The 21,023-nt window shown below is 69.1% G+C and carries 21 protein-coding genes; 10 read left to right on the forward strand and 11 right to left on the reverse strand.

Going from position 1 to position 21,023, the window contains the following annotated elements:
• Window positions 1-1,490 (reverse strand): hypothetical protein (locus PMI02_RS19890; RefSeq protein WP_007686241.1); only part of this gene is annotated, 1,490 nt, incomplete at its 3' end.
• Between the two features lie 5 nt (window positions 1,491-1,495).
• Entirely contained in the window at window positions 1,496-2,359 is an 864-nt protein-coding gene (locus PMI02_RS19895) for a WecB/TagA/CpsF family glycosyltransferase (protein ID WP_238539120.1), read from the reverse strand.
• 289 nt (window positions 2,360-2,648) lie between these two features.
• Between PMI02_RS19895 and PMI02_RS19900 the strand changes: the two genes are divergently transcribed.
• From PMI02_RS19900 to PMI02_RS19920, 5 genes are all read left to right on the forward strand, one after another.
• Window positions 2,649-3,347 (forward strand): polysaccharide biosynthesis/export family protein, encoded by a 699-nt coding sequence (locus PMI02_RS19900; protein ID WP_238539121.1) that lies wholly within the window; start codon window positions 2,649-2,651, stop codon window positions 3,345-3,347.
• Between the two features lie 95 nt (window positions 3,348-3,442).
• A complete protein-coding gene (locus PMI02_RS19905) occupies window positions 3,443-4,483 on the forward strand; it encodes a hypothetical protein (RefSeq protein WP_238539122.1) in 1,041 nt (346 codons plus the stop codon).
• Between the two features lie 50 nt (window positions 4,484-4,533).
• Window positions 4,534-5,985, forward strand: a complete 1,452-nt coding sequence (locus tag PMI02_RS19910) for a Wzz/FepE/Etk N-terminal domain-containing protein (protein ID WP_193372904.1) — start codon at window positions 4,534-4,536, stop codon at window positions 5,983-5,985.
• Complete coding sequence (locus PMI02_RS19915; protein WP_007686251.1) at window positions 5,982-6,752, forward strand: ATPase; 771 nt, start codon at window positions 5,982-5,984, stop codon at window positions 6,750-6,752. Before PMI02_RS19910 ends, PMI02_RS19915 begins: the two co-directional genes overlap by 4 nt.
• 24 nt (window positions 6,753-6,776) lie before the next feature.
• The gene (locus tag PMI02_RS19920) at window positions 6,777-7,754 is read left to right on the forward strand and encodes a hypothetical protein (RefSeq protein ID WP_007686253.1); all 978 of its coding nucleotides are present in this window, start codon (window positions 6,777-6,779) and stop codon (window positions 7,752-7,754) included.
• A 114-nt stretch (window positions 7,755-7,868) separates the two neighbouring features.
• Here PMI02_RS19920 and PMI02_RS19925 read toward each other — a convergent pair whose 3' ends face one another.
• The gene (locus PMI02_RS19925; protein WP_007686255.1) at window positions 7,869-9,179 is read right to left on the reverse strand and encodes a glycosyltransferase; all 1,311 of its coding nucleotides are present in this window, start codon (window positions 9,177-9,179) and stop codon (window positions 7,869-7,871) included.
• A gap of 192 nt (window positions 9,180-9,371) precedes the next feature.
• Here PMI02_RS19925 and PMI02_RS19930 point away from each other — a divergent pair, with 192 nt between their 5' ends.
• Both PMI02_RS19930 and PMI02_RS19935 read left to right on the forward strand, forming a co-directional pair.
• A complete protein-coding gene (locus PMI02_RS19930) occupies window positions 9,372-10,553 on the forward strand; it encodes a cell wall hydrolase (protein WP_036504703.1) in 1,182 nt (393 codons plus the stop codon).
• A gap of 110 nt (window positions 10,554-10,663) precedes the next feature.
• A complete protein-coding gene (locus PMI02_RS19935) occupies window positions 10,664-11,806 on the forward strand; it encodes an acyltransferase (protein WP_007686259.1) in 1,143 nt (380 codons plus the stop codon).
• Here PMI02_RS19935 and xth read toward each other — a convergent pair.
• The 3 genes from xth to PMI02_RS19950 all read right to left on the reverse strand — a co-directional run bounded on the left by xth (window position 11,796) and on the right by PMI02_RS19950 (window position 13,385).
• On the reverse strand, window positions 11,796-12,569 hold the full coding sequence (xth, locus tag PMI02_RS19940; RefSeq protein ID WP_007686260.1) for an exodeoxyribonuclease III: 774 nt from the start codon (window positions 12,567-12,569) through the stop codon (window positions 11,796-11,798). The two genes, PMI02_RS19935 and xth, sit on opposite strands and share 11 nt — an antisense overlap.
• Window positions 12,566-12,898, reverse strand: a complete 333-nt coding sequence (locus PMI02_RS19945; RefSeq protein WP_007686261.1) for an iron-sulfur cluster assembly accessory protein — start codon at window positions 12,896-12,898, stop codon at window positions 12,566-12,568. The genes xth and PMI02_RS19945 overlap by 4 nt, the downstream gene beginning before the upstream one ends.
• A 61-nt stretch (window positions 12,899-12,959) precedes the next feature.
• Entirely contained in the window at window positions 12,960-13,385 is a 426-nt protein-coding gene (locus tag PMI02_RS19950; protein WP_007686262.1) for a CBS domain-containing protein, read from the reverse strand.
• A gap of 136 nt (window positions 13,386-13,521) precedes the next feature.
• On the opposite strand from PMI02_RS19950, the gene PMI02_RS19955 reads away from it, so the two are divergent.
• Window positions 13,522-13,818 carry a hypothetical protein gene (locus PMI02_RS19955; protein ID WP_007686263.1) on the forward strand — a complete coding sequence of 99 codons (297 nt, stop codon included), beginning with the start codon at window positions 13,522-13,524 and terminating at the stop codon, window positions 13,816-13,818.
• Between the two features lie 51 nt (window positions 13,819-13,869).
• Here the strand turns inward: PMI02_RS19955 and PMI02_RS19960 are convergent, their stop codons facing one another.
• The 5 genes from PMI02_RS19960 to PMI02_RS19980 all read right to left on the reverse strand — a co-directional run bounded on the left by PMI02_RS19960 (window position 13,870) and on the right by PMI02_RS19980 (window position 17,348).
• Window positions 13,870-14,256 (reverse strand): ferredoxin, encoded by a 387-nt coding sequence (locus tag PMI02_RS19960; RefSeq protein WP_007686264.1) that lies wholly within the window; start codon window positions 14,254-14,256, stop codon window positions 13,870-13,872.
• Window positions 14,253-14,684, reverse strand: a complete 432-nt coding sequence (locus tag PMI02_RS19965) for a thioesterase family protein (protein ID WP_007686265.1) — start codon at window positions 14,682-14,684, stop codon at window positions 14,253-14,255. The genes PMI02_RS19960 and PMI02_RS19965 overlap by 4 nt, the downstream gene beginning before the upstream one ends.
• Window positions 14,685-14,726: 42 nt before the next feature.
• Window positions 14,727-15,173, reverse strand: a complete 447-nt coding sequence (locus PMI02_RS19970) for a DUF2497 domain-containing protein (RefSeq protein ID WP_007686266.1) — start codon at window positions 15,171-15,173, stop codon at window positions 14,727-14,729.
• An 82-nt stretch (window positions 15,174-15,255) separates the two neighbouring features.
• The gene (locus PMI02_RS19975) at window positions 15,256-16,722 is read right to left on the reverse strand and encodes a TolC family outer membrane protein (RefSeq protein WP_007686268.1); all 1,467 of its coding nucleotides are present in this window, start codon (window positions 16,720-16,722) and stop codon (window positions 15,256-15,258) included.
• A gap of 2 nt (window positions 16,723-16,724) precedes the next feature.
• Window positions 16,725-17,348, reverse strand: coding sequence for a protein-L-isoaspartate O-methyltransferase (locus PMI02_RS19980; RefSeq protein WP_007686269.1), 624 nt, complete (start codon window positions 17,346-17,348; stop codon window positions 16,725-16,727).
• A 328-nt stretch (window positions 17,349-17,676) separates the two neighbouring features.
• Between PMI02_RS19980 and PMI02_RS19985 the strand changes: the two genes are divergently transcribed.
• Window positions 17,677-19,200 carry a fumarate hydratase gene (locus PMI02_RS19985; RefSeq protein ID WP_007686271.1) on the forward strand — a complete coding sequence of 508 codons (1,524 nt, stop codon included), beginning with the start codon at window positions 17,677-17,679 and terminating at the stop codon, window positions 19,198-19,200.
• A 327-nt stretch (window positions 19,201-19,527) separates the two neighbouring features.
• The gene (locus PMI02_RS19990; RefSeq protein ID WP_007686273.1) at window positions 19,528-20,952 is read left to right on the forward strand and encodes a sensor histidine kinase; all 1,425 of its coding nucleotides are present in this window, start codon (window positions 19,528-19,530) and stop codon (window positions 20,950-20,952) included.
• Window positions 20,953-21,023: the final 71 nt, after the last annotated feature.

The raw sequence follows: 21,023 nt of genomic DNA on the forward strand, positions 1-21,023 counted from the left end.
GGCTGGCCGCCGTATTCGCGCAGGCCCCACGAACCGTACTCGCTGATCGGCGCGGTCGATGCGTAAAGTGTCAGGATGTCGCCGAAGTCCTCGCGCCAGCCGGCGAGATAGCGCTTGTATGCGTCGCCCATGCGCGGATCGCGCTGCAGCGAGCGGGCCAGCGCGAGGTCGGGCGTGACGAGGTGCTGACCGCCTTCATAGGCGATGTAGCGCTTGCCATGGGCGGCGGCGATCCGCTGGTTCTCGCGCGCCATGGCGAAAGTCTGGGTGATGGCGCCGGGAAGGTCGTCGAGGATGCGGTCGGCGTCGCCTGCCTTGCGGCCGTCGAGGTCGAGCCAGAAGTACGGCGCCGTCGCCAGCGCATCGACCCAGGTCGCACTGTCGCGAAAGCCGAGCACGGTGCGGGCCAGCTCGGGATTGGCGTTCTGGGTAGCGGCGACGCGGACCAGAGCCTGAGGGCGGTCGGCGTAGACCTGCGTCCAAATGCGCATCGCCTCGGTCATGCGCTCGGCGTAGCGCTGCATCTGCGCGGTCGCCGGATCGCCGCCTCCTAGCCCGCGGGCCAGGCCTTCGCGCTGGGCGTCCTGCGCGGATGCGAACATGTCGTTCCAGACCTCGTTGCCGAGTTCGACGTAGACGGTGCGCTCGGGGTCGAGGCGGTCGTGGACGAGCTGGGCGAAGGCGCGCAGGTATTCCTCGTCGGCGTGATACGGCATCGTGAACCAGGGATCGGCGCCCACGGTGTTGGCAAGGTCCACCATGTCCTCGACCGAGACTCCGGCAGCGCCGGCCTGCGAGGACGACTGCGGACGGGCGCGCTCGCTCCAGGGGATTCTGGCGTTGTCGTTGGTGCGCTGCCAGTCCATGAACCGGATTACGTCGAAGCCCGACACGAACTCCACGAAGCGGGGATCGAAGCGGGCGTCCGACGGGGTCCCGAGCTGGCGGCAGTCGATGTCGCGCACGGGGTCGGCCGGGTCGGTGCGGTCGAGCTGCAGCCAGGCGCCGTCGTCCTCGGCGCCGGTGGGCGTGAGTTGCAGGTCGAGGCGCTGCGGGCCGCTGCCGCGCACCTCCGCCACCCCGCCGGCGGAAAGCGCGCCCTTTCCCGCATAAGTGCAGCGCACCGAGGTCGGGCCGAACGGCGCCGGAGGCAGGATCAGCGGCCGGGGAGCCACCTGCCCCGGCTCGAGGTATTTCACCCAGCCCGCCGCATCGAGCTGCTTCGCCGGGAAGACGTTCCAGCCCTCGCCGCGCGATTCGAACCACTCGCTCTGCGCGATCATGTTCGCGAAGACCTGCTGGCGGTTGAAGGTCTGCAGCCCGAACATGTTGAGCCCGACCTTCGTCTCGGGCCTTGCCCCGGCATCGGACCCGCCGCCCGAGACGTCGTCCGCCAGCACGACCTCATGCGCGCCGCCGGCGAAGTGCGCGAGGGCGGGAAGCGAGACGGCCGCCGCCGCGAGGACCGCGAGCACTGCGCGATTGATCACGCCCTTCAGCCGTGAAGCGGGGTGCGCGCGTTCTCGGCCGGCAATGCCGGGAGCATCGACGGACCCCGGCGGCGCCAGGCCTGGTGGATGCGGAAGATCTGCGGCCCTTCGATCAGATAGCGGCGCCACATCCGCTGCGGGTTCGAGCAGAGCCGGAAGAACCATTCGAGCGACATCTGCTGGATCATCGCGGGCGCGCGCTCCTGCTCGCCCGAAAGGAATTCGAGGCTGGCGCCGATGCAGAAGCCGATGCCCTGCGCCCCCCGCGCCTTGGCCACGCCGCGCGCGACGATCTCCTGCTGCGGCGAGCCGACCGCGAGGAACGAATAGCGCGCCTTGGCGTCCACCACGAAGCGCACCGCGCGCGCGGTTTCGCGCGGATCGCGGATGAAGCCCATCGGAGGGTTGTAGTGCCGGACGTCGCGCAGGCCGAACCGCTCGACGATCTTGGCGACCGTCGCCTCGGTGCCGCCCAGGATCGCCACCGAATCCTCCGGTGCGATACCCTGCTCGAACAGCTGGAGCGTCAGGTCGCTGCCCGTCACCACCGGAAGCTCCCGCCCGTCGCCGTGCGCGAGGCGGGCAAGGATGCGGCTGTCGCACAGGGTCATCCAGGCGTCGCGGTAGGCCGGCCACAGGTCCGACCGGCGGCGCAGCAGGCGCACCACATGGTCGACGTTGGGCGTGACGATGTACTTGAAGGGCGCCGATGCCGGCCGTTCCAGCACGGTCTCCAGCGCGCGAGAGAGGTCGATCGGCGTGAAGTCGAGCTCGAGGAACTCGACCTCGGCATTGCGCGGGGCCGTACTGCGGGCGGCGCGCACCTGCGAAGGCGCGGTGACGGCCGGCATCGGGATCGCGCCCTGCATGACTGGCGACGAAGCGTGAAACGGCATGTTCAAGTTAGCTAGCGACATGGTGCGCCTCCCCGACCACACTATGCCTTCCGGGCGCCCCGGGGTCTTCCCGAGCAACTCCGACCGCCATTCGCCGTCCGGGTTTTTGCCACCCCCAATTCACGAGCCCGGATGGGTCGTTTGCCGATGCTCAATTCTCCCCACGGATAAGCCGGCCCTCCAATCGGAGAATTACGCCATTTGGTGCCGAGGGTTAGCCTTTTGGACAGATCGGCATCCAATGGCGGTCGAGGGGGTAGATGTGATTTTCGCGAACCTTTCAGCAAGGTCCGGCGGCGCGTGGCGTCCATCCGGCCGCATCATTCGAAACGCCGTCACGGTCATCGCCGTGGCGGCGACCGGCTTCGGGCCGGGAGTCCTGGGACTCACGGCGCAGGCCAAGCCCAAGGTACCGGCACAGGCGGTCGCACCCGCCGCGGCCGCTGCTCCGGCGCGCTACAGCGTCAACGCGGGCGACCAGCTCGACGTCTTCGTGTGGGGCGAGGAGCGCATGCAGCGCCAGGTGCTCGTGCAGCCGGACGGCACCTTCGCCTTCCCGCTGGCCGGCACCATCAAGGCAGCGGGCCGCAACGTCTCCGACATTGCGGACGAAATCCGCGAGCGCATCTCGCTGAACTACACCTCGGCGCCGCCCGACGTGACGGTATCCGTGCGCGAGACCGACGGAACCCGCTTCTACGTGGTGGGCAAGGTCAGGACCCCGGGCAGCTTCACCAGCGGCACCAGGCCCAACATCCTGCAGGCGCTGAGCATGGCCGGCGGGACCGACGAATTCGCCGATGTCGGCAACGCCGTGATCCTGCGCCAGACGCCGCAGGGACAGGTCGTCGAGCCGGTCCGCCTGAGCAAGCTGCTCAAGGGCGGCCGCTCGCTGGAGGCCGGCGTGCTGTCCACGCCGCTGCCGACCCTCGCGAGCGGCGACGTCCTCGTCATCCCGTGAGCGTGCGGCGCCATGCTTCGCAGTCCGTCCTTGCCATCGCTCTCCTTGCCCCGGCCCCCGCGGCCGCCCAGGAGAAACCCTATATCGAGGTCGACATGACTGTCTTTTCGGGGCGCAATCCGTTCCTGATACCGGGCGACACCGCGATCACCACGGCAGGCGAGATCGGCCTGCGCGGCGAAGCGACGGTGGCGGTGGATCGCAAGACCTCGCTCGCCCTCGACGGCGCCGGTGCCTACCGCGGGTACGACCGCAAGTTCGGCACCTTCGTGACGGGCCACGCCATGGCGAAGCTCGCTCATCGCAGCAGCGAGCGTTTCGACCTGGCCACCGAGGCGGCCTACGAGCGGTATCTTCCGCTCGAGGGAATGACCGCCAGCATCGACGCCGCCATCGACCCGGTCAGCGTCCAGGAGCGCTACGCCCTCGACCAGGACGTCCGCTGGCATCCCGATGCGCTGACCACTCTTTCGGGCTCGGTCGGCTGGACCCGCATCAGCCCGATCGACTCGCCCGTGCTCACCCGGACCGACGGCACGACTTTCCTGCTGAGCGCGGAGCGGCGCCTGTCGCGGACCACCTGGGTCGGCATGGAAACCGAGACGACGCGGAGCGATTCCGAAGGAGGAGGCGAGGCGCTTTCGTATTCGGTGGCGCTCAAGGGCGGAACCCGCATCGCCAGGGGCCTGACCGCGGAATTCGCGGCCGGTATCTCCAAGATCTCGCGGACGGAGGGGCGAGGCTCCCGCCAGGGCGGTTCGGGCCAGCTCACCGCCTCGGCGTCGCTCTGCTACGATCCGCGCCGCTTCCGGTTCTGCCTGTCGGGCCGGGTGTCGCCGGTGATCACCAGTTTCGACGGCATCCGGCGCGAGAAGTCGCTGAATGCCACGTTCGACCTGAAGCTGATGCCGCGCGCGAACTTCACCATCGAGGCCGACTATCGCTCGATGCCGGGTGCCGGCCGTCTCTCCGATCCCCAGGTCATGCGCGGGTCCGCTCGCTACGAATATCAGGTCGACCGCCGGCTGAAGCTCAACATCGGCGCCGACTACGACCGCCGCACCGGGCTCGCCCGCCAGACGCTCGACACCTGGACCGTCAGGGTCGGCGCCACGTTCCGGATACCCAGCCTATGAACAGCACGCTTTCTCCATCCGCTCGTCCGTCCTCCCACCCGGCCGCTGCGATGCGCGGCGAACCCGACAGCCTCGGCATCTATCCCAAGGAGATCCTGGGAATGCTGCGCCGCCGCTGGCGCTGGCTGATCGCCCCGACCATGCTCGGCGCGCTGGCGGCGGGCGCGGCGATCGCCCTGCGCGAGCCGGTATACCGCTCCAGCGCCACCCTGCTCATCGATTCGCCGCAGATACCGACGAGCCTCGTCGCCTCTCCGCTGACCGACGTGGCGGACGAGCGCATCGCCAAGATCCGCCAGCAGATCGTCAGCCGCGAGAGCCTGACCGGGCTCATAGAGCGCAACGGCCTCTATCCCGACGAGAAGGCGAAGATCGAATATCCCAAGCTGCTGGAGGCGATGCGCACCAACGTCGGCGTCAACCTCGTCGCCGCCAACCAGAACCAGGGACACGGGAGCACGATCGCGTTCATGCTTTCGTTCGACTATCCCGATGCCCGGACCGCCCAGTCCGTGACCGAGCAGCTTTCCCGCATGTTCCTCGCCGAGGACAAGCGCTTCCGCACCTCGCAGGCGAGCGGCACAGCCGCGTTCCTGGCGCAGCGCTCGACCGAACTGCGGCGGCAGCTTAGCGAACTCGACTCCAAGCGCCGCGCAGTGGAGGCCCGGTACGCGGGCGCGCTGCCGACCGACGTCTCGCTCAGCGCACAATCGAGTTCGGCGATCCGGTCCGAAATCTCGCGCACCGATGCCGAGACGCAGGGCCTGGTCCAGCAGGGAGGGCTGCTCGCCGCCCGCCAGCAGGAACTGGAACGCATGCCGCCTCCCGGCAGCGAGAACCTCCATCGCGCCGAGGAACGGCTCGCCCGCCTCCTCGCCACCCATTCCGAGAGCTTCCCGGACGTGGTCGCGGCACGCGCCGAAGTCGAGCGGCAGAAGGCTACCTTCCGCAACGATCCGCCCGCCAGCACGACCCTGATCCAGGCCGAGATCGCCGCCAGCCGCGAGCGCATCCAGACGCTCGCCGCCCGGCGCGCGGAGCTGGTCGGCACGATGGGCGAGATAGACCGGCGCGTGGCGCAGGCGCCGCAGTCCGCCTACGAACTCAACCAGATCGAGCGCGACTACGACAACATCAAGCGCCAGTACGATTCCCTGCGCGACAAGCAGCTCGAGGCACAGGTCGCCGCAAACCTCCAGTCCGAGGACAAGGGCGAGCGCTTCACCGTGGTCGACCCGCCCAACCTGCCGCTGCACCCGATGGGCTCGGCGCGCTGGGTGCTGCTGCTCCAGGGCATCGCGGCGGGCTTCTTCCTCGGCCTGGCGCTGGTCATCGGTCGCGAACTGCTCGGCGGCACCATACACGGGGCGGAGAGCCTGAAGCGCGCCATCCGCGCCCCTGTGCTGGGCTCGCTCGGCACCACCAGCAAGACCCTTGCCGGACACGCGTGGCCCACGGGCCGGAGCTACGCGGCGGCGTCCATGACGGGAGCAGGCCAATGAACGCCGAAATGCAATTCATCCCGCAGGGCCGCATCGAGCTCATGCCCGCCATGGGCGTGACGATCGCGCCGGACCCCGAGCACCTCGCCTACAACCGCATCCTCGGCTTCGGTCCGATGAGCGACGAGATTCATCCGCTGATGATGATCCGATCGGCGATTCTGGATCACGCGCGGGCGACGGGCCACCGGCTCTTCGCGGTCACCTCGGCCGAGCCGGGCAACGGCAAGACCCATGTCGCCGCCAACCTCGCGGCGGTGCTGTCCCGGGTCCAGCCGACCGTGCTGGTCGAGCTGGACCTGCGCCGCCCCTCGCTCGGCCACCGCCTCGGCCTGCCCACCGACGGCCCCGGCGTCGACGACTACCTCGCCGGCGAGTGCCCCTGGGGCGCCACCGAGATCCGTTTCGAGGGCATCGACCTCGCCGTGCACCGAGTGCGAGAACCGCGCGCCAACGCCGAGACGCTGCTGGCCGCCAATGCGCTCCCGCTGGCGCTGGGCCACGGGGTGGAGGGCGGCGCGATCTGCATCATCGACACCCCGCCCGCGATCCTCAGCGACGACCTCCTGCTCATCGCGCGGCAGGTCGACGGGATGATCGTGGTCGCCGAGGAAGGGCGAAGCTCCAAGCGCAGCCTCCAGGACATCGTGCGTTCGGTCAGCCCGACGCCGATCGTCGGCACCGTACTCAACCGGTCGATCTCCCGGCCCAGGCGGCGGAGCGGATACGACTACTACCAAACCCAGGCGGACAGCGCCGGCGCCTGAACCTACCCTATCGGAGAGAGCTGAATGGCCCTGTTTTCAGAGGAGCGGGCGAGGTGGCTCCGCGACCTTCCCGCGCGCACTGCGCTCAAGGCGTTCAACCAGCGGTTGGTGCGCGAGTGGCTCGGCCAGCGCCACGCCGCGGCGGTGGACCGCCATGCGGGCAGCCTGCCCGCCACCGACGAAGTCGCGCGCGGGATCGTCCACGCGCTGAACCGCAACGGCGTGTGCATCACCACCGTGGACGAGCTGGGGCTGGGCGGAGGCTGGGCCCCGCCGTCCGAGGACGTCGTCGACCTCGCCTGGAAGCTGTCGCAGGACTTCGCGCCCGAGGCCCGCGCGCTGGCAGGCGGGGGGCAGCAGTTCATCATCGTCCCGCCCGAGCAGATCGTGCGCAATCCCGCGATCTTCCGCTGGGGGCTGCAGGACCGCCTGCTCGACATCGCGGAATCGTACATCGGCCTGCCGGTCGCCTACGACGGCGTCGCGATCAACTACACCGTCGCCGACGGGCGCGAGATTTCGACCCGCAAGTGGCACCGCGACTGGGAGGACCGGCGCATGCTCAAGGTCGCGGTCTACATCCACGACGTCGATGCCGACGGCGGTCCGTTCGAGGCGATCGCCCGGCAGGATACCGTCCAGAGCGACCGCGAGGGCTACAACTACGAACTCGCCGACGACGCCGAACTCGCGCGGCGCCTCGGCGCGGACTTCGCGCAGGACGTCGTGAGCTGCACCGGTCGGCGCGGGACGGTCATCTTCTGCGATACCGCGCGCTTCTTCCACCGCGGCAAGCCCGCCATCGCGCGCGACCGGGCGACGCTGTTCTACAGCTATTTCGCCAACCCCCCGCGCCATCCCTTCCTGTGCGAGCGCACCGGCCTGGAGCGCGCCGACGCCATGCGTCTCGCCAGCACGATGCCCCCGCGCCAGCGCCGCGCGGCGATGTGGCGCAGGCAGCTTCCTCCGATGATGAGGATGATCCCCTCGGCGAGCCTGTAGCGCGGGGTCGCGGTCCGCTTCCCTGCGATCGCGGCGGCGGGAAGCGGCGCAGCTAGCCGAGGCTCCGCAGGTCGCTGCGCCGCCTTTTCGTTTGGGAAACGCGGAAGGACCGCCCTACCGTCGCTTCGCCAGCGGGCGCATCAGGGCGGCCAGCTGCGCGGCGCTGCGCAGGGGATCATGACGTTCCGTCACCCGCTTCCACCCCCGTTCGCCCATGGCGGCGAGGTCCGCCGCCCGGGTGTCCAGCGCATCGCAGAGTGCGTCCGCCAGGTCCTCGGCCGAGCCGGAGGGCACCAGCCAGCCGACCTGTCCGTCGACCAGTTCGGGAATGCCGGCCACGGCGGTGGCGATCACCGGCACGCGCAGGGCCATCGCCTCCATCAGCACCACTGGCAGTCCTTCCGCCAGGCTGGGCAGCACCAGCGCGCGCGATGCGCCGAGCGCGGTACGGATCGTCCTGGGCGATGCCCAGCCATGCAGTGTGACCACATCGCCGATGCCGAGACGCTCGATCTGCCCTTCGATGATCGCGCGGTCCTCGCCGCCGCCGATCACGTCGAGCAGGATCGGCCGGGTCTGCCCCACGCGGGCAACCGCCTCGAGCAGCAGCGGCAGCCCCTTCTGGGCGCTCAGCCGGGCTACGCACAGGAAGCGCACGGTCTCTCCTCTTCCCGCCACCTCCTGCGCGCGCCCCGCAAGGAACATCGGGTCCGGCGCACAGTGGACGACGTGAATGCGCTCCCAGTGATCCGGGTGCGACCAGCGCAGCAGCTGCCCCCGCCCGAAGTTGGAGACGCCCACGACGAAGGCGGCCTCGGCGATCTTGCCCGGCAGGTCGAGCGTGCGCGGGGCATCGAATTCGTCCGGACCGTGCGCGGTGAAGCTGTAGGTCACGCGGCCGAGCCGGGCCACCAGCCGGGCGACCATCGCCGGGTTGGTGCCGAAGTGCGCGTGGACGTGGCCGATGCCCGCGCGCTCGAGGCTGCGGGCGATCAGCGCCGCCTCTGCGAAGTAGGCGCAGGCGCGGATGCGGTTGCCGCTGCCGCCGGTGCGCCAGGCCAGCGCCAGCGCCTTCAGCGCGGCGACCGGCCGGGACCACAGGCACATCGTCACCGCCATGGCGAGCGCCGCGGAATTTTCCAGCACCACCGTCGTCCGCTGCGCCTCCGCGCGGTCTTCCGGTATGGTGTCGTCGGCGCGGCGGATGGTCAGGCGGTGGACATCGAAGCCCTGCCGTTCGAGTGCGGCGATCTCGGTCTTGATGAAGCTGTGACTGATCTTGGGATAGACGTTGCTGAGATAGGCGACCGCCATGCCCATGCGCGCCGGAGCCGTGCCGCTGGCGGTGAGCCGCTGCCCTGCGCGCCGCTCGTCGCGCAGGAAGCCAAGCGGTCGATGGACCGCGTTTTCCGGGATCTCTCTCATCGTGTCATTATGCGCCAGTCACGCCCGGTGGGCATTGCGTGTTTCCCGTATGAGATTTGACCTGTGGCCCGAGGGAGCATGATCGCCCGGATGCACGCGGGCAGGGGGGCATGGGACAACCGGCACTCACTGCTGGAGACCGGTCGTGCCGGCATCGACCCTTTCCTGCGGCCGGCCTTTCGTGGACCGGCCATGAGACGCTCGGCGAAAGCCTGGGCGGGCGCCGCGATGTCGCTGGCGCTCGGAGCCACGGTGCCGGCCCAGCACCCCGTCGCGAGCCCTTTTCCGGGCCCGGGCGCGGCCGCATCGCCGCGCGGTCTTGCCGGCAGGCCCTTCGCGGGTCCCGCCGCCGCGCCAGGGCAGTCACCGCTCGATCCGCGCGCCGCGCCGCAGGCGCAGCTGGCGCTGGCGTTCAACGCCGCCGTCCCCGTGGCGCGCGGGCCTTTGCTTGTCGCCGCGCCGTTCGCTTTCGCGGCTCCGGTCGAGGATATGGCGCGCGCCATCGACTGCCTTGCGGCAGCGGAATACTACGAGGCCGGACGGGGCATCGCCGACCAGCGGGCCGTGGCGCAGGTCGTGCTCAACCGGGTGCGCCACCGCAGTTTTCCCTCGACGGTCTGCGGCGTAGTGTTCGAAGGCTCGGGGCGCCAGACGGGGTGCCAGTTCACCTTCACCTGCGACGGCGCGCTCGCCCGCCGCGATCCCTCGCCCGAGGCGTGGGAGGAGGCCAGACGGGTCGCCACCGGGATGCTGCTCGGGCAGGTCGAGCCCACCGTCGGCCTCGCCACGCACTACCACACCGACTGGGTGAGCCCGGCCTGGGACCGCGAGATGGACAAGATTGCGGTCGTGCGCACCCACCTGTTCTATCGCTGGCGAGGAGCGGGGGGCGGGCCCGGCGCCTTCGACACGCGCCACCCGGGAGCCGAGCCGCGCATTCCGCTGCTTGCCCGCCTGTCCCCCGCACATCGCGGGCCGGGGGAGGCGGCGCAGCTGGCCCTGCCGCAGGCGGCGGCGCCCGAGGCCGTGACAGCCGCGGCGCCGGTGCTTCCGGGACCGCCCGTGCCCACGCTCGCGCAGAGCAGGGCCCCGGCGAGTGCCAGCACCGGCGTCTTCCTCGCCACGCTGCCCGCCGGCGCCCGGCCCGACAGCTTCCCCGCACTGGCCGAGGCCCGCTGCAACGGCCTGCCGGAATGCCGCTTCATCGCGTGGACCGACGCCGCGCGCACCCCGCGCGCGCTGCCGATGCCGGGCAGTTCGGTCGACGCGATCGCGTTCACCTTCGTGCGCCGGCGCGGTGTCGCCAAGGTCCAGTGGGACTGCGCCGCCTTCGCGCGCCAGGACCCCGCGCAGTGCATCCGCGGCGGCGGCTGAGCACCGACTTCCGATTTTTCAGGCCCCGAACTCCCATCCGGTTTGCCGCGATGCTTGGGGCCGGTCGCGGATGATAGCCTGAGCCAGCCTCACCCACGCCCGGAGCCGCCGTGACCCGTACCCGCACCCCGCCGCCCTCGCTGATCCCCGCGGATGCCGCCGATGCGCGGCGCAACCATTTCAACGCGATCCGGCTGGCGATGGCGATGGCGGTGATCTGGTCGCACTGCTTCGCGTTCTACTGGGGGACCGAGGCGGACGAGCCGGTCTCGCTGCTGCTCGCCGGTCTCTACAACGCGGGCAGCGTGGGTGTGCGGGTGTTCTTCATCATCAGCGGTTTCCTGATCGCGCAGAGCTATCTCGCCAGCCGCAGCAACTCCGACTACTTCGCCAAGCGCGTGAAGCGCATCTTTCCCGGCTTCATCGCCGCGACGGCAGTCTGCACTTTCGTGGTCGTGCCGCTCTACGCGAGCGCAGGCTGGGGTCTCGTGACCCCGCAGGCGATGGTGCAATGGGCATGGCACGCAGCCACGCTCCATGGCGAGATCCCGGGCGCAGACGCCTTCGCCGGCAATCCCGGGCAGACGGTCAACGGCGCGCTCTGGAGCATCCGCTACGAGGCCTGGTGCTACGTGGGCGTGGCGTTGCTCGGCATTGCAGGGCTGATGCGCAAGCCGTGGGTGGTGGTTGCGGTGCTGGCGGGGGTGCTTGCCGGCAAGGCCGGGCTCGACCTGCTCGGCAAACAGCCGGGCGGCGGGATCATCGAGGCGGTGTTCGGCTGGCCCTATGCGTGGTTCTCGCTGGCGCCGTGCTTCCTGATCGGGATGGTGGCGCAGTTCTATGGCCGGGCGATCCCGCGCAGCGCCGCCCTTCTCGCCGTGCTCCTGGTCGCGCTGGTCGCCTCCGCGCATCCCGGCGATGGGCAGGGGACGCAGGGGCGCATCGTGTTCGACCTGCTGTTTCCCTTCACCGCCGCCTACGCGGTGTTCTACCTAGCCTACAGCCGCACGGTGAACGTACCCGACGCGGCGCGCTTCGGAGACTTCTCCTACGGTGCGTACCTTTACGGCTTCCCGATCCAGCAGATGGTCAAGGCGAGCTTCGACCTCTCGTTCCCAGCTTACGTGGTCACCTGCCTGGTGCTGTCGCTGCTGGCGGGCGTCGCCAGCTGGAATCTCGTCGAGAAGTGGTTCGTCCGCAAGCCGAAGCCCCGCGCGCCCCGCGCGATGACGGCGGCTCCCGTTACGGCCTGAGTTCGACCCACACCGGAGCGTGGTCGCTGGCCTTTTCCCGGCCGCGATGCGCCTTGTCGACCCCGCAGGCGACCAAGCGGTCCGCCAGTTCGGGCGAGAGCAGCGAATGGTCGATGCGGAAGCCATGGTCGCGCTGCCAGGCGCCGGCCTGGTAGTCCCAGTAAGTCCACACCCCGCCGCGCGGATTGTGCGTGGCGAGCGCGTCGGTCCAGCCATCGCCGAGCAGGCGGAAGTAGGCATCGCGCGATGCTGGCTGCATCAGCGCGTCGGCGGCGAGCGCCGGGGGCGACCAGATGTCGCGGTCGGTGGGAACGACGTTGTAGTCGCCGGTGACGATCGCGGGGACTTCCTCAGCGCGGATGGAGTCCATGCGGCGGCGCAGGCGTTCCATCCAGCGCAGCTTGTAGTCGAACTTGGGGCCGGGGATCGGGTTGCCGTTGGGGAGGTAGATGCACACCACCCGCACGCCGAAGACGTCGGCCTCCAGATAGCGCGAATGCTCGTCCTCGGGCTCGCCTTCCAGCCCGCGCTGGACTTCGACCGGCATCTCGCCGTCGGCAAGGATGGCGACGCCGTTGAAGCTCTTCTGGCCGTGCCAGATGCCCTTGTAGCCCAGCTTCTCGAACTCGGCGATCGGGAAGCCCTCGTCCTGCGACTTGATCTCCTGCAGGCAGGCGACGGTGGGGCGGGTTTCATCGAGCCATTCGAGCAGGCGGGGCAGGCGCGCCTTGACCCCGTTGATGTTGAACGTCGAGATTCTCATACGGAGAAGCTGGACCCGCAGCCGCAGCCGGCAGCCGCATTGGGATTCTCGACCTTGAAGGCCGCGCCGCCCAGCGATTCGACGAAATCGACCACGCAGCCCGACACCAGGTCGAGGCTGACGGAATCGACCAGCAGGCGCACGCCGTCGGTCTCGGTCACGCTGTCGTCCGCTTCGGGGGCGTCGGCGAGGCCGAACTTGTACTGGAAGCCCGAGCAGCCGCCGCCTTCGACGGCAAGGCGCAGGATGGCGGGCTTGCCCTGCTTGCTCGCGATCGCGGCGACCCGCGCGGCGGCCGAGGGGCTCAGTGTCAGGCTGTTCTGGTCCATGCCCCCGATGTAGGCGCACGGGGGGGCGGGGGCAAGCGGCGGAGCGCCGGGAGCGATTCCATCACGCCGTCTGGATGTAGTCCCTCATCGCCGCCGCTTCGGATTCGATCTTGTCGATCCGGTACTTCACCAGATCGCCGATCGAGACGAAGGCGACCATGCGTCCGTCCGCGACCACGGGGAGGTGGCGGATGCGGCGGCGCGTCATCAGCGACAGCGCGGCGATGACGGCAGTGTCCGGATCGACCGTCACCGGCGAGGCGGTCATGATGTGGCCGAGCGGCATGTCCAGCACTTCGGCGCCCATCTCGCGCAGCCGGTAGATGACGTCGCGTTCGGAAAAGATGCCCGCGATCTCGCCGTCCTCCATGACGGGCACGGCACCGATGCGGCGGTCGGACAGAATCCCGACGGCATCGCGAACGGTGGTGGAAACGTCGCAGGTGACCACGTCGCCGCGGCCTTCGATGATGCGCCCTATGGTCATGGTCTTGCTCTCCCGGTTCGATCAGGCCCCTGTTCTGCGGTGTGCCCGCCGCGAAGATACCACATGGGGACGCCGGCCGCCAACAAGGGCGCACGATTCGCTTGCGGGCGCGGGGCGTGCGGACCAGATAGGGCCGATGACACGCCGCTCACCTCTCGACGATCCGGCCCGGGCCGCGCATGCCTGGGCCCGCTACCTGCGCGTCATGCGCTGGATGATGACGGTGACGGTGGGGCTGGTGGTCGGCTCGATGATCCTGCTCTACCGATCGAACGGGATGGTCTCGATCCACTTCTACATCGCGGCTGCGCTTGGCGTGGGGTTCACGATGCTGCTGGCCTCGGCGCTGATGGGGCTGGTGTTCCTGTCGAGCGGGACCGGCCACGACGAGGCGGTGGACGATCTGTCTGAGAGTGACGAGCCCTGGAAATAGGCTGATCTGCTGCCCAATCCGTTCGACACGAACGGAACCCGGGGCGGTGTATCAGTTCTCCGGCCGGTGCAGCCGGTACTGCTCGACCGGCTTTCCGCCGATGAGGTGCTCCTGGATGATCGTCTCCAGCACCTCCTCGGTGCAGGAGTGATACCAGACCCCGTCGGGCCAGACCACCGCCACCGGGCCGGCATGGCAGATGCGCAGGCAGTCCGCCTTGGTCCGCGCGACACCGCCGCCCTTGCCGGTCTTCGGTCCGTCGAGGCCGAGCTGTTTCAGCCGTTTCTTCAGGTACTTCCACGCCGCCTGGCCCTCCGCGGGCGAGCAGCATTCGCCTTTCTGCGGCTCGGCGCAGATGAAGATGTGGCGCTCGATGGAGTCGCTGCCGGTCTTGGCGAAGGCTTCCTCGGCCTTGTGGACGCCGTGGTGGCCGCTCATGCCTTGATCCTCCAGCGATCGGTCTGTTCGGTGAAACCGGCGGGCAGGGGGGCCGGGCCCTCCTTGCTCACCGTCACCATGGTGCTGCGGCAGAAGGCGACCACGCGCTCGTCCTGCGTGACCAGCTGGATCAGGCGGTGGCTGGTCCGGCCGGTGTCCTCCACCGCGCAGTGGATCGTCACCGGATCGGGGTAGTGCGCCTCGCCCAGGTATTCGATGCCGACGCTGACGATCATCGAGGACAGACCGGCGAGTCCATCCCGGTAGCCGCTTTCCCGGTGGAAGCGCACGCGCCCGTCCTCGAGGAAACCGGCCATCGCCACGTTGTTGATGTGCAGATTGACGTCGAGGTCGCCGAAGCGCGGCTCGATGCGGGACGAGAAGGGGTAGCGCGCGGGGTCGAGCAGCGCGGGATCAGGCTTGGGCATGGCTCAGACGTAGGGAGCGCGGGCTCCCAGGTCCAGTGCGCGTCAGACCTTCTTGCCGACGATCCGCGCGATCTCGGCGGCGACGAGCCGCTCGACCATCGGCGGCAGGTTCCTGTCCAGCCACTCCGCCAGCGCCGGGCGCAGCAGTTCGCGGGTCAGGGCTTCGAGCGAAGTCTCGCCGGAGCGGACGATCTGCGGCTGGGCGCCGGGTTCGGACAGCATGGCGAGAGCGGCCAGCGATTCGCGCATCGAATGGCGCGCTCCGGCCTGGACCAGCGAAGGTTCGTCCTCGTCCGCCTGCGGGGGCAGTTCGGCCGCTTCGGGAAGCTCCAGCACGTCGTCCTCTTCCACTTCGGGAAGGGCATCGAGCAGCGGATCTTCCCGGCGGGGACGGGCGGCGGGAGCGGCATCCACGCGGGTGTCGCGCGCGATGACCTGCTTGATCGACTGGAGAATCTCCTCGACCGAAGGCTCACCGTTCTGACGCATCTTCATAGTCCCCGTTGGCGTCCCGCTCATCTTCACCGAGGGATTAACCTTCCGGCGACCGCGCGCAAGTCCTTTATACTGTTCAAGGTCCCTGCGTAACGGGAATTTCGCCGTCCTGTGCGGGGGTGTCGATCGTGCGCGTCGAGCGGGCGACCGGGGCCGGATCGTTGTCCCAGTCGAACACCTTGCCACGCACGCGGTCGTAGTTGACCTGGGGATCGTAGAGCACGCCGCCGTCGAGGTTGAAGTCGCGCGCCTCGGCCCGGCCCATCGCGGCGAGGAGGGTGAAGCCCGCGACGTAGGCGTTGCGCCGCGCCGTCACCAGCGTGACCTGCGCGTTCAGCAGTTCCTGCTCGGCATTGAGGATGTCGAGGATCGTGCGGTTGCCGACCGAATTCTCCGCGCGGACGCCCTCGAGGCTGAGCGCGGCGGCATCGACCGCCACCTGCGACGAGCGGATGAGGTCGTTCGAGGCGACGTAGGATGTGTAGGAGGAGCGAACCTGCGCGATCACGTCGCGCTCGGCGGCGATCTCCTGCTCCATCGTCGCCGAGGCCTGGGCCTGGGCCTGGCGGCGCTGCGCGGCGGGAAGGCCGCCCTGGAAGATCGGGATGGAAATCTGCGCGCCGGCCTGCGCGGCGGAATCGGTCTGCGAAACGCCCGCGCTGGGCACGCCGCGCGCCAGCGTGTTCAGGTAGTTGTTGTAGGTCCCCTGGCCGAAGAGGCGCACCGTCGGCAGGCGACCCGAGCCGGCCACGTCGATGTCCTTCTCCGCGGCCTTGCTGCGTTCGCGCGCGCCGATCAGGTCGGGGTTGCTGTCGAGCGCGATGGTCGTCGCCTCGTCGGCGCTGGCCGGCAGGTTGGGCAGCGGCGGCGGGGGTTCCAGCGTCGCGGGAGCAACGCCGATCAGGCGGATGTATGTCTCGCGCGCGCCGACGAGGTTCGCCTCGGCGGTGCGCAGGTCGCTCTGCGCGACGGCAAGGCGCGACTGCGACTGCGCGACGTCGGTGCGGGTGACGTCGCCGATCTCGAAACGGTCGCCGGTCGCCTGCAGGTTGGTCTGCAGGACGCTGACGTTCTTGCGGTTGAGCCCGACGATGGCCTCGGTGCGGATCACATCCATGTAGGCGGCGACGACCTGCGAGAACAGCGAGCTTTCCGATCCGCGCAGATCGGCCTGGCCGGCCTCGACGCGGATCTTGGCGGCCTTGACCCGGTTCTTCACCGCGCCGCCGGAATAGATCGGCACGCCCAGGTCCACCCCTGCGTTGACGACGCGCGAGGGGGCGTTGAACGAGTTCTCGCTCTGCTTGAGATATTCTGTGTAGGTGCCCTGAGCGCTGGCCGAGGGGAGGCCGGCCGCGCGGGCGATCGGCACGCCTTCGTCGGTGGCGCGCTGCTGCGCGCGCGCCGCTTCGAGTGTCGGGTTGGTCTGGTATGCGGTGAGCAGCGCATCGCGAAGGGTGTCGGCCTGCGCGGGCGCGCCGGCCGTCGTCAGTATCAGACATCCCCCCGCAAGCAGCCCGGCACGCCTAGCGAACCGGGCCATGCTCAGAAGCTCCAGCGTTTGGGCGCTGCGAGTTCCGGAAGGACGGGAACGCCCATTTCGGCGAGCGGCAGCAGCGAGACCACGCCCGCGGCCTTGCTGCCGACGGCAAGGCGGGTCACGCCGCGCACGACGAGGCCGGTCACCACGCGGCCGCCGTCGGCAAGCCGGGCGCCGAGCGCGTCGGGGAGCAGTTCGATCGCGCCGTCGATGACGATCAGCGAGTAGCCGCCTTCACCGGCGGTCGAAGCGTCGGCCGGGGCCACGGCATCGACCGTGCCCGCGAGCGAGCGCAGCAGCGCGGCGAGATAGCCTTCGCCGTCGCCGACCAGCAGGACCTTGTCTGCCTGGACCGGCTCGGCTTCGGCCAGCATGCGGCCATGGACCAGCGGCGCGGCCAGGAACCGGCCCTCGCCGAGCGCGATCGCCCGGTCGATATAGGCGGCGTCGCGCATGGCGGCGGGCACGTAGTTCTCACGAGCCACGCCAGCCATCGCCTCGAGCACCCAGGGCTCGTTGACGCCGCTGGTGCGCAGCTGGCTGGTGATCATCGCGCGGCGCGCTTCGGAGATTGCGGCGCCAGTGGCGTTTGAGCCGGCAGGCGCCGACCGATCCTCGGTCAAGGTCATCAGGTGCAGTTCCCTCACTCTTTCGCTACGACCAGATATGGCTGGCGAAGACGGCACTTATGGCCTGCCTTCTAGGCGAACGCGCCGATCAGGCCAAGCCATTTGCACATACGCCGGTCGATCAATTCAAGCACTTTGACGATACCGCCCCCGCAGACTATGGCACCGGCGTTTGCTTGGTTGCGGCACCGGCCCACGCCCCCACCCGACCTCCCACTGAGCGTACCCTGTTGGGAGGTCGGGTGGGGGCGCGGGCCGGTGCCGCAGATCCGCCTTGGCGGATTTCGAACAAGTCTCACGTCATCCGCAAGAACGGAGCGCAAATTCCATGACAGATATGGTGACCATCCGCGAAGACGACCTGATCGAGTCCGTCGCCGACGCGCTGCAATACATCAGCTACTACCATCCGATGGACTACATCCGCGCGCTGGGCGATGCCTACGACGCCGAGCAGGGCCCTGCCGCCAAGGACGCGATCGCGCAGATCCTGACCAACAGCCGGATGTGCGCCGAGGGTCACCGCCCGATCTGCCAGGACACCGGCATCGTCAACGTCTTCATCGAATGGGGTCAGAACTGCCGCCTCGAATCGGGCAAGTCGCTGCAGGACGTGGTCGATGAAGGCGTGCGCCGCGCATACAACCACCCCGAGAACAAGCTGCGCGCCTCGGTGCTGGCCGATCCCGCCTTCACCCGCCGCAACACCAAGGACAACACCCCCTGCGTGCTGTCGGTGTCGATGGTGCCTGGCTCGAAGGTCTCGGTCGACGTCGCGGCCAAGGGCGGCGGGTCGGAGAACAAGTCCAAGTTCAAGATGATGAACCCCAGCGATTCGATCGTCGACTGGGTGGTCGAGATGCTGCCGCAGATGGGCGCCGGTTGGTGCCCGCCGGGCATGCTGGGCATCGGCATCGGCGGCACCGCCGAGCACTGCGTCAAGCTCGCCAAGCAGAGCCTGATGGAGCCGATCGACATGGCGCAGCTCAAGCAGCGCGGCCCCCAGAACGACATCGAGGCGCTGCGCATCGAGATCTTCGACAAGGTCAACGCGCTCGGCATCGGCGCACAGGGCCTCGGCGGCCTCGCCACCATCCTCGACGTCAAGATCCTCGACTGGCCGTGCCACGCCGCGGGCAAGCCCGTAGCGATGATCCCGAACTGCGCCGCCACCCGCCATGCGCATTTCACGCTCGACGGCTCGGGCCCGAGCTTCCTCGAAACCCCGAACCTCGACGAGTGGCCCAAGGTCCACTGGGCGCCGAGCAAGGAAGCCAAGAAGGTCGATCTCGACAACCTCACTTCCGAGGAAGTGCAGAGCTGGAAGCAGGGCGACCGCCTGCTGCTCAACGGCAAGATGCTGACGGGCCGCGACGCCGCGCACAAGCGCATCGCCGACATGCTGGCCAAGGGCGAGGAACTGCCCGTCGATTTCAAGGGCCGGGTGATCTACTACGTCGGCCCGGTCGACCCGGTGGGCGATGAAGTCGTCGGCCCGGCCGGCCCGACCACCGCGACGCGCATGGACAAGTTCTCGGACACCATGCTCGACCTCGGCCTGCTCGCCAGCGTCGGTAAGTCGGAGCGCGGCCCGGCCGCCACGCAGTCGATCGCCAACCACAAGTCGGCCTACCTGATGGCGGTCGGCGGCGCCGCCTACCTCGTCGCCCGCGCGATCAAGGAGGCCAAGGTCGTCGGCTTCGCGGACCTCGGCATGGAGGCAATCTACGAATTCACCGTGCAGGACATGCCGGTGACGGTCGCCGTCGACAGCGAAGGTGCCAACGTCCACACGCTCGCGCCGCAGCTCTGGAAGGCGAAGATCGCCGAGGAACACCTGCTGGCGAACTGAACCCGGTGTACCGGTCCCTGCGGAGGTGGGGGCCGGTGCGCGGCAAGTATGCCCAGGTGCGCCCAACGTCGGGTTAGGTGCGCTTCGGGAAGCGGTTTCGGGGCCGAATTCAGGGCAAGATACGTCTTCCAGCGCAGGCGGGACGCCGCCGCTTAGCTGGCACGCGGCGTGATGCGTCGTCCTTTATTCGCCAAAGAGCTCTCCGGTTCTCCTCCTTAGTTCTCCCTCCCTAAAATGTTCCACATGGAACATCGCTCGACGAACGGCTGACGGCCCCCGATCGACGAACTGGCGCGAGGCCCCGTTTTCGCGCTATCCCGGGGCATAATGGCTGCCGTCACATCCCAGCCGCGCGTTCCCGCGCGGATCGTCCTGCTTTCGCTCGCCGCGCTTTGGGCGTGCTATTTCATCGTCGCGACCTTGCGGGGCGTGGTCATGGGGTTCGACCTCGCATGGCCTATCGTCTCGCGCAGGCTGACGATCTGCATCGTCTCGATGCTGGTGATGGCGGCGGTATGGCCGCTGCTGCAACTGCTCGACCGCAAGTCGGGCGGGGTGCGGCTGGGCATCGTGCTGGTCGGCGCGCTGCCGCTGTCGCTGGCGCTCAGCATCGTCAACGACGTGATCTTCGCCGACATCGAGATCAAGGCAGCCTACGGGGAGGACGAGCAGGCCGCCGACATCAAGGCCGGCAACGTACGCATCTCGCGCGACGAGGCCGGAAACATCCTCGTCGACTTGCCCAAGATCGAGCAGCCACCCGCCCCGCCGGCCGCGCCGGTGCCTCCCGCGCCGACCGCGCGGGTGCCTGTTGCGCCGGACGCACCGGTGCCCCCTGCCCCGGCCGAGGGAGGGGCCGAGAGAGCGGTTCCGCCGCCGGCGTCCGCCCTCCCGGCCGATGAGCCAGGCACGGGGTCGCAAGACCGCTCCGCCATCACCATCCATGCCGGCAATGGCGTGGCGGAGGGGCTAGGACATTGGGCAGCGATCGCCGACACCGCGTTCGGACGCTACTTCCTGGTGCTGGCGTGGGTGGCGCTCTACTTCGCGCTGGCCAAGGCCGAGGAAGCCCGCGCCGCCGAACGGCGCGAGGGCGAATACCGGCGCGCGGCCGAGGCGGCGGAACTCAGGTCCCTGCGCTACCAGGTCAATCCGCACTTCCTGTTCAACACGCTGAACTCGCTTTCGGCGCTGGTCATGACCGGGAGGCAGGACGATGCCGAGGAAATGATCCAGACACTCTCGACGTTCTACCGGCGCACGCTTTCGGGCGATACGACCAACGACATCCCCCTTACCGACGAAATCGAATTGCAGCGGCTCTACTTCGCGATCGAGGCGGTTCGCTTCCCCAATCGATTGCTGGCGAACATCGATGTTGACGACGCCGTTCTCGATGCGAAAGTTCCGGGCATGATCCTGCAGCCGCTCGTCGAGAACTCCGTGAAGTATGCCGTCGCCGCCACCCAGCGGCCCGTCACGATCTCGATCGAGGCGCGGCGGGAAGGCGGTCAGCTGGTCGTCGCGGTTCACGACGACGGTCCGGGAGAAAGACCTGGCGAACGGGCCGCCAAGACGCAGGGCTGCGGCATCGGCCTCGCCAATGTGCGTGACCGCCTGCGCGCCCGCTACGGCACTTCGGCGACGATCTCCTATGGCAAGCAGGCGAACGGCGGTTTCGCCACGATCCTGCGCATGCCGCTGCAGACCGGGCCGGTGGACAATGGACTTCTGGAGGCCATCCGTGGTTGATCCCGCGCCCAATCAACCTGGTCCCCTGCGCACGCTGATCGTCGACGACGAGCCGCTGGCGGTCGAGCGCA

Source organism: Novosphingobium sp. AP12 (assembly GCF_000281975.1).
Lineage (GTDB): Bacteria > Pseudomonadota > Alphaproteobacteria > Sphingomonadales > Sphingomonadaceae > Novosphingobium.

Coding starts and splice junctions, on each gene's coding strand:
- PMI02_RS19895 (WP_238539120.1), bottom strand. CDS start 2,359: ATGCAGGGCGCGATCCCGATGCCGGCCGTCACCGCGCCTTCGCAGGTG.
- PMI02_RS19905 (WP_238539122.1), top strand. CDS start 3,443: ATGACTGTCTTTTCGGGGCGCAATCCGTTCCTGATACCGGGCGACACC.
- PMI02_RS19910 (WP_193372904.1), top strand. CDS start 4,534: ATGCGCGGCGAACCCGACAGCCTCGGCATCTATCCCAAGGAGATCCTG.
- PMI02_RS19915 (WP_007686251.1), top strand. CDS start 5,982: ATGAACGCCGAAATGCAATTCATCCCGCAGGGCCGCATCGAGCTCATG.
- PMI02_RS19920 (WP_007686253.1), top strand. CDS start 6,777: ATGGCCCTGTTTTCAGAGGAGCGGGCGAGGTGGCTCCGCGACCTTCCC.
- PMI02_RS19925 (WP_007686255.1), bottom strand. CDS start 9,179: ATGAGAGAGATCCCGGAAAACGCGGTCCATCGACCGCTTGGCTTCCTG.
- PMI02_RS19930 (WP_036504703.1), top strand. CDS start 9,372: ATGAGACGCTCGGCGAAAGCCTGGGCGGGCGCCGCGATGTCGCTGGCG.
- xth (WP_007686260.1), bottom strand. CDS start 12,569: ATGAGAATCTCGACGTTCAACATCAACGGGGTCAAGGCGCGCCTGCCC.
- PMI02_RS19945 (WP_007686261.1), bottom strand. CDS start 12,898: ATGGACCAGAACAGCCTGACACTGAGCCCCTCGGCCGCCGCGCGGGTC.
- PMI02_RS19950 (WP_007686262.1), bottom strand. CDS start 13,385: ATGACCATAGGGCGCATCATCGAAGGCCGCGGCGACGTGGTCACCTGC.
- PMI02_RS19955 (WP_007686263.1), top strand. CDS start 13,522: ATGACACGCCGCTCACCTCTCGACGATCCGGCCCGGGCCGCGCATGCC.
- PMI02_RS19960 (WP_007686264.1), bottom strand. CDS start 14,256: ATGAGCGGCCACCACGGCGTCCACAAGGCCGAGGAAGCCTTCGCCAAG.
- PMI02_RS19965 (WP_007686265.1), bottom strand. CDS start 14,684: ATGCCCAAGCCTGATCCCGCGCTGCTCGACCCCGCGCGCTACCCCTTC.
- PMI02_RS19970 (WP_007686266.1), bottom strand. CDS start 15,173: ATGCGTCAGAACGGTGAGCCTTCGGTCGAGGAGATTCTCCAGTCGATC.
- PMI02_RS19975 (WP_007686268.1), bottom strand. CDS start 16,722: ATGGCCCGGTTCGCTAGGCGTGCCGGGCTGCTTGCGGGGGGATGTCTG.
- PMI02_RS19980 (WP_007686269.1), bottom strand. CDS start 17,348: ATGACCTTGACCGAGGATCGGTCGGCGCCTGCCGGCTCAAACGCCACT.
- PMI02_RS19985 (WP_007686271.1), top strand. CDS start 17,677: ATGACAGATATGGTGACCATCCGCGAAGACGACCTGATCGAGTCCGTC.
- PMI02_RS19990 (WP_007686273.1), top strand. CDS start 19,528: ATGGCTGCCGTCACATCCCAGCCGCGCGTTCCCGCGCGGATCGTCCTG.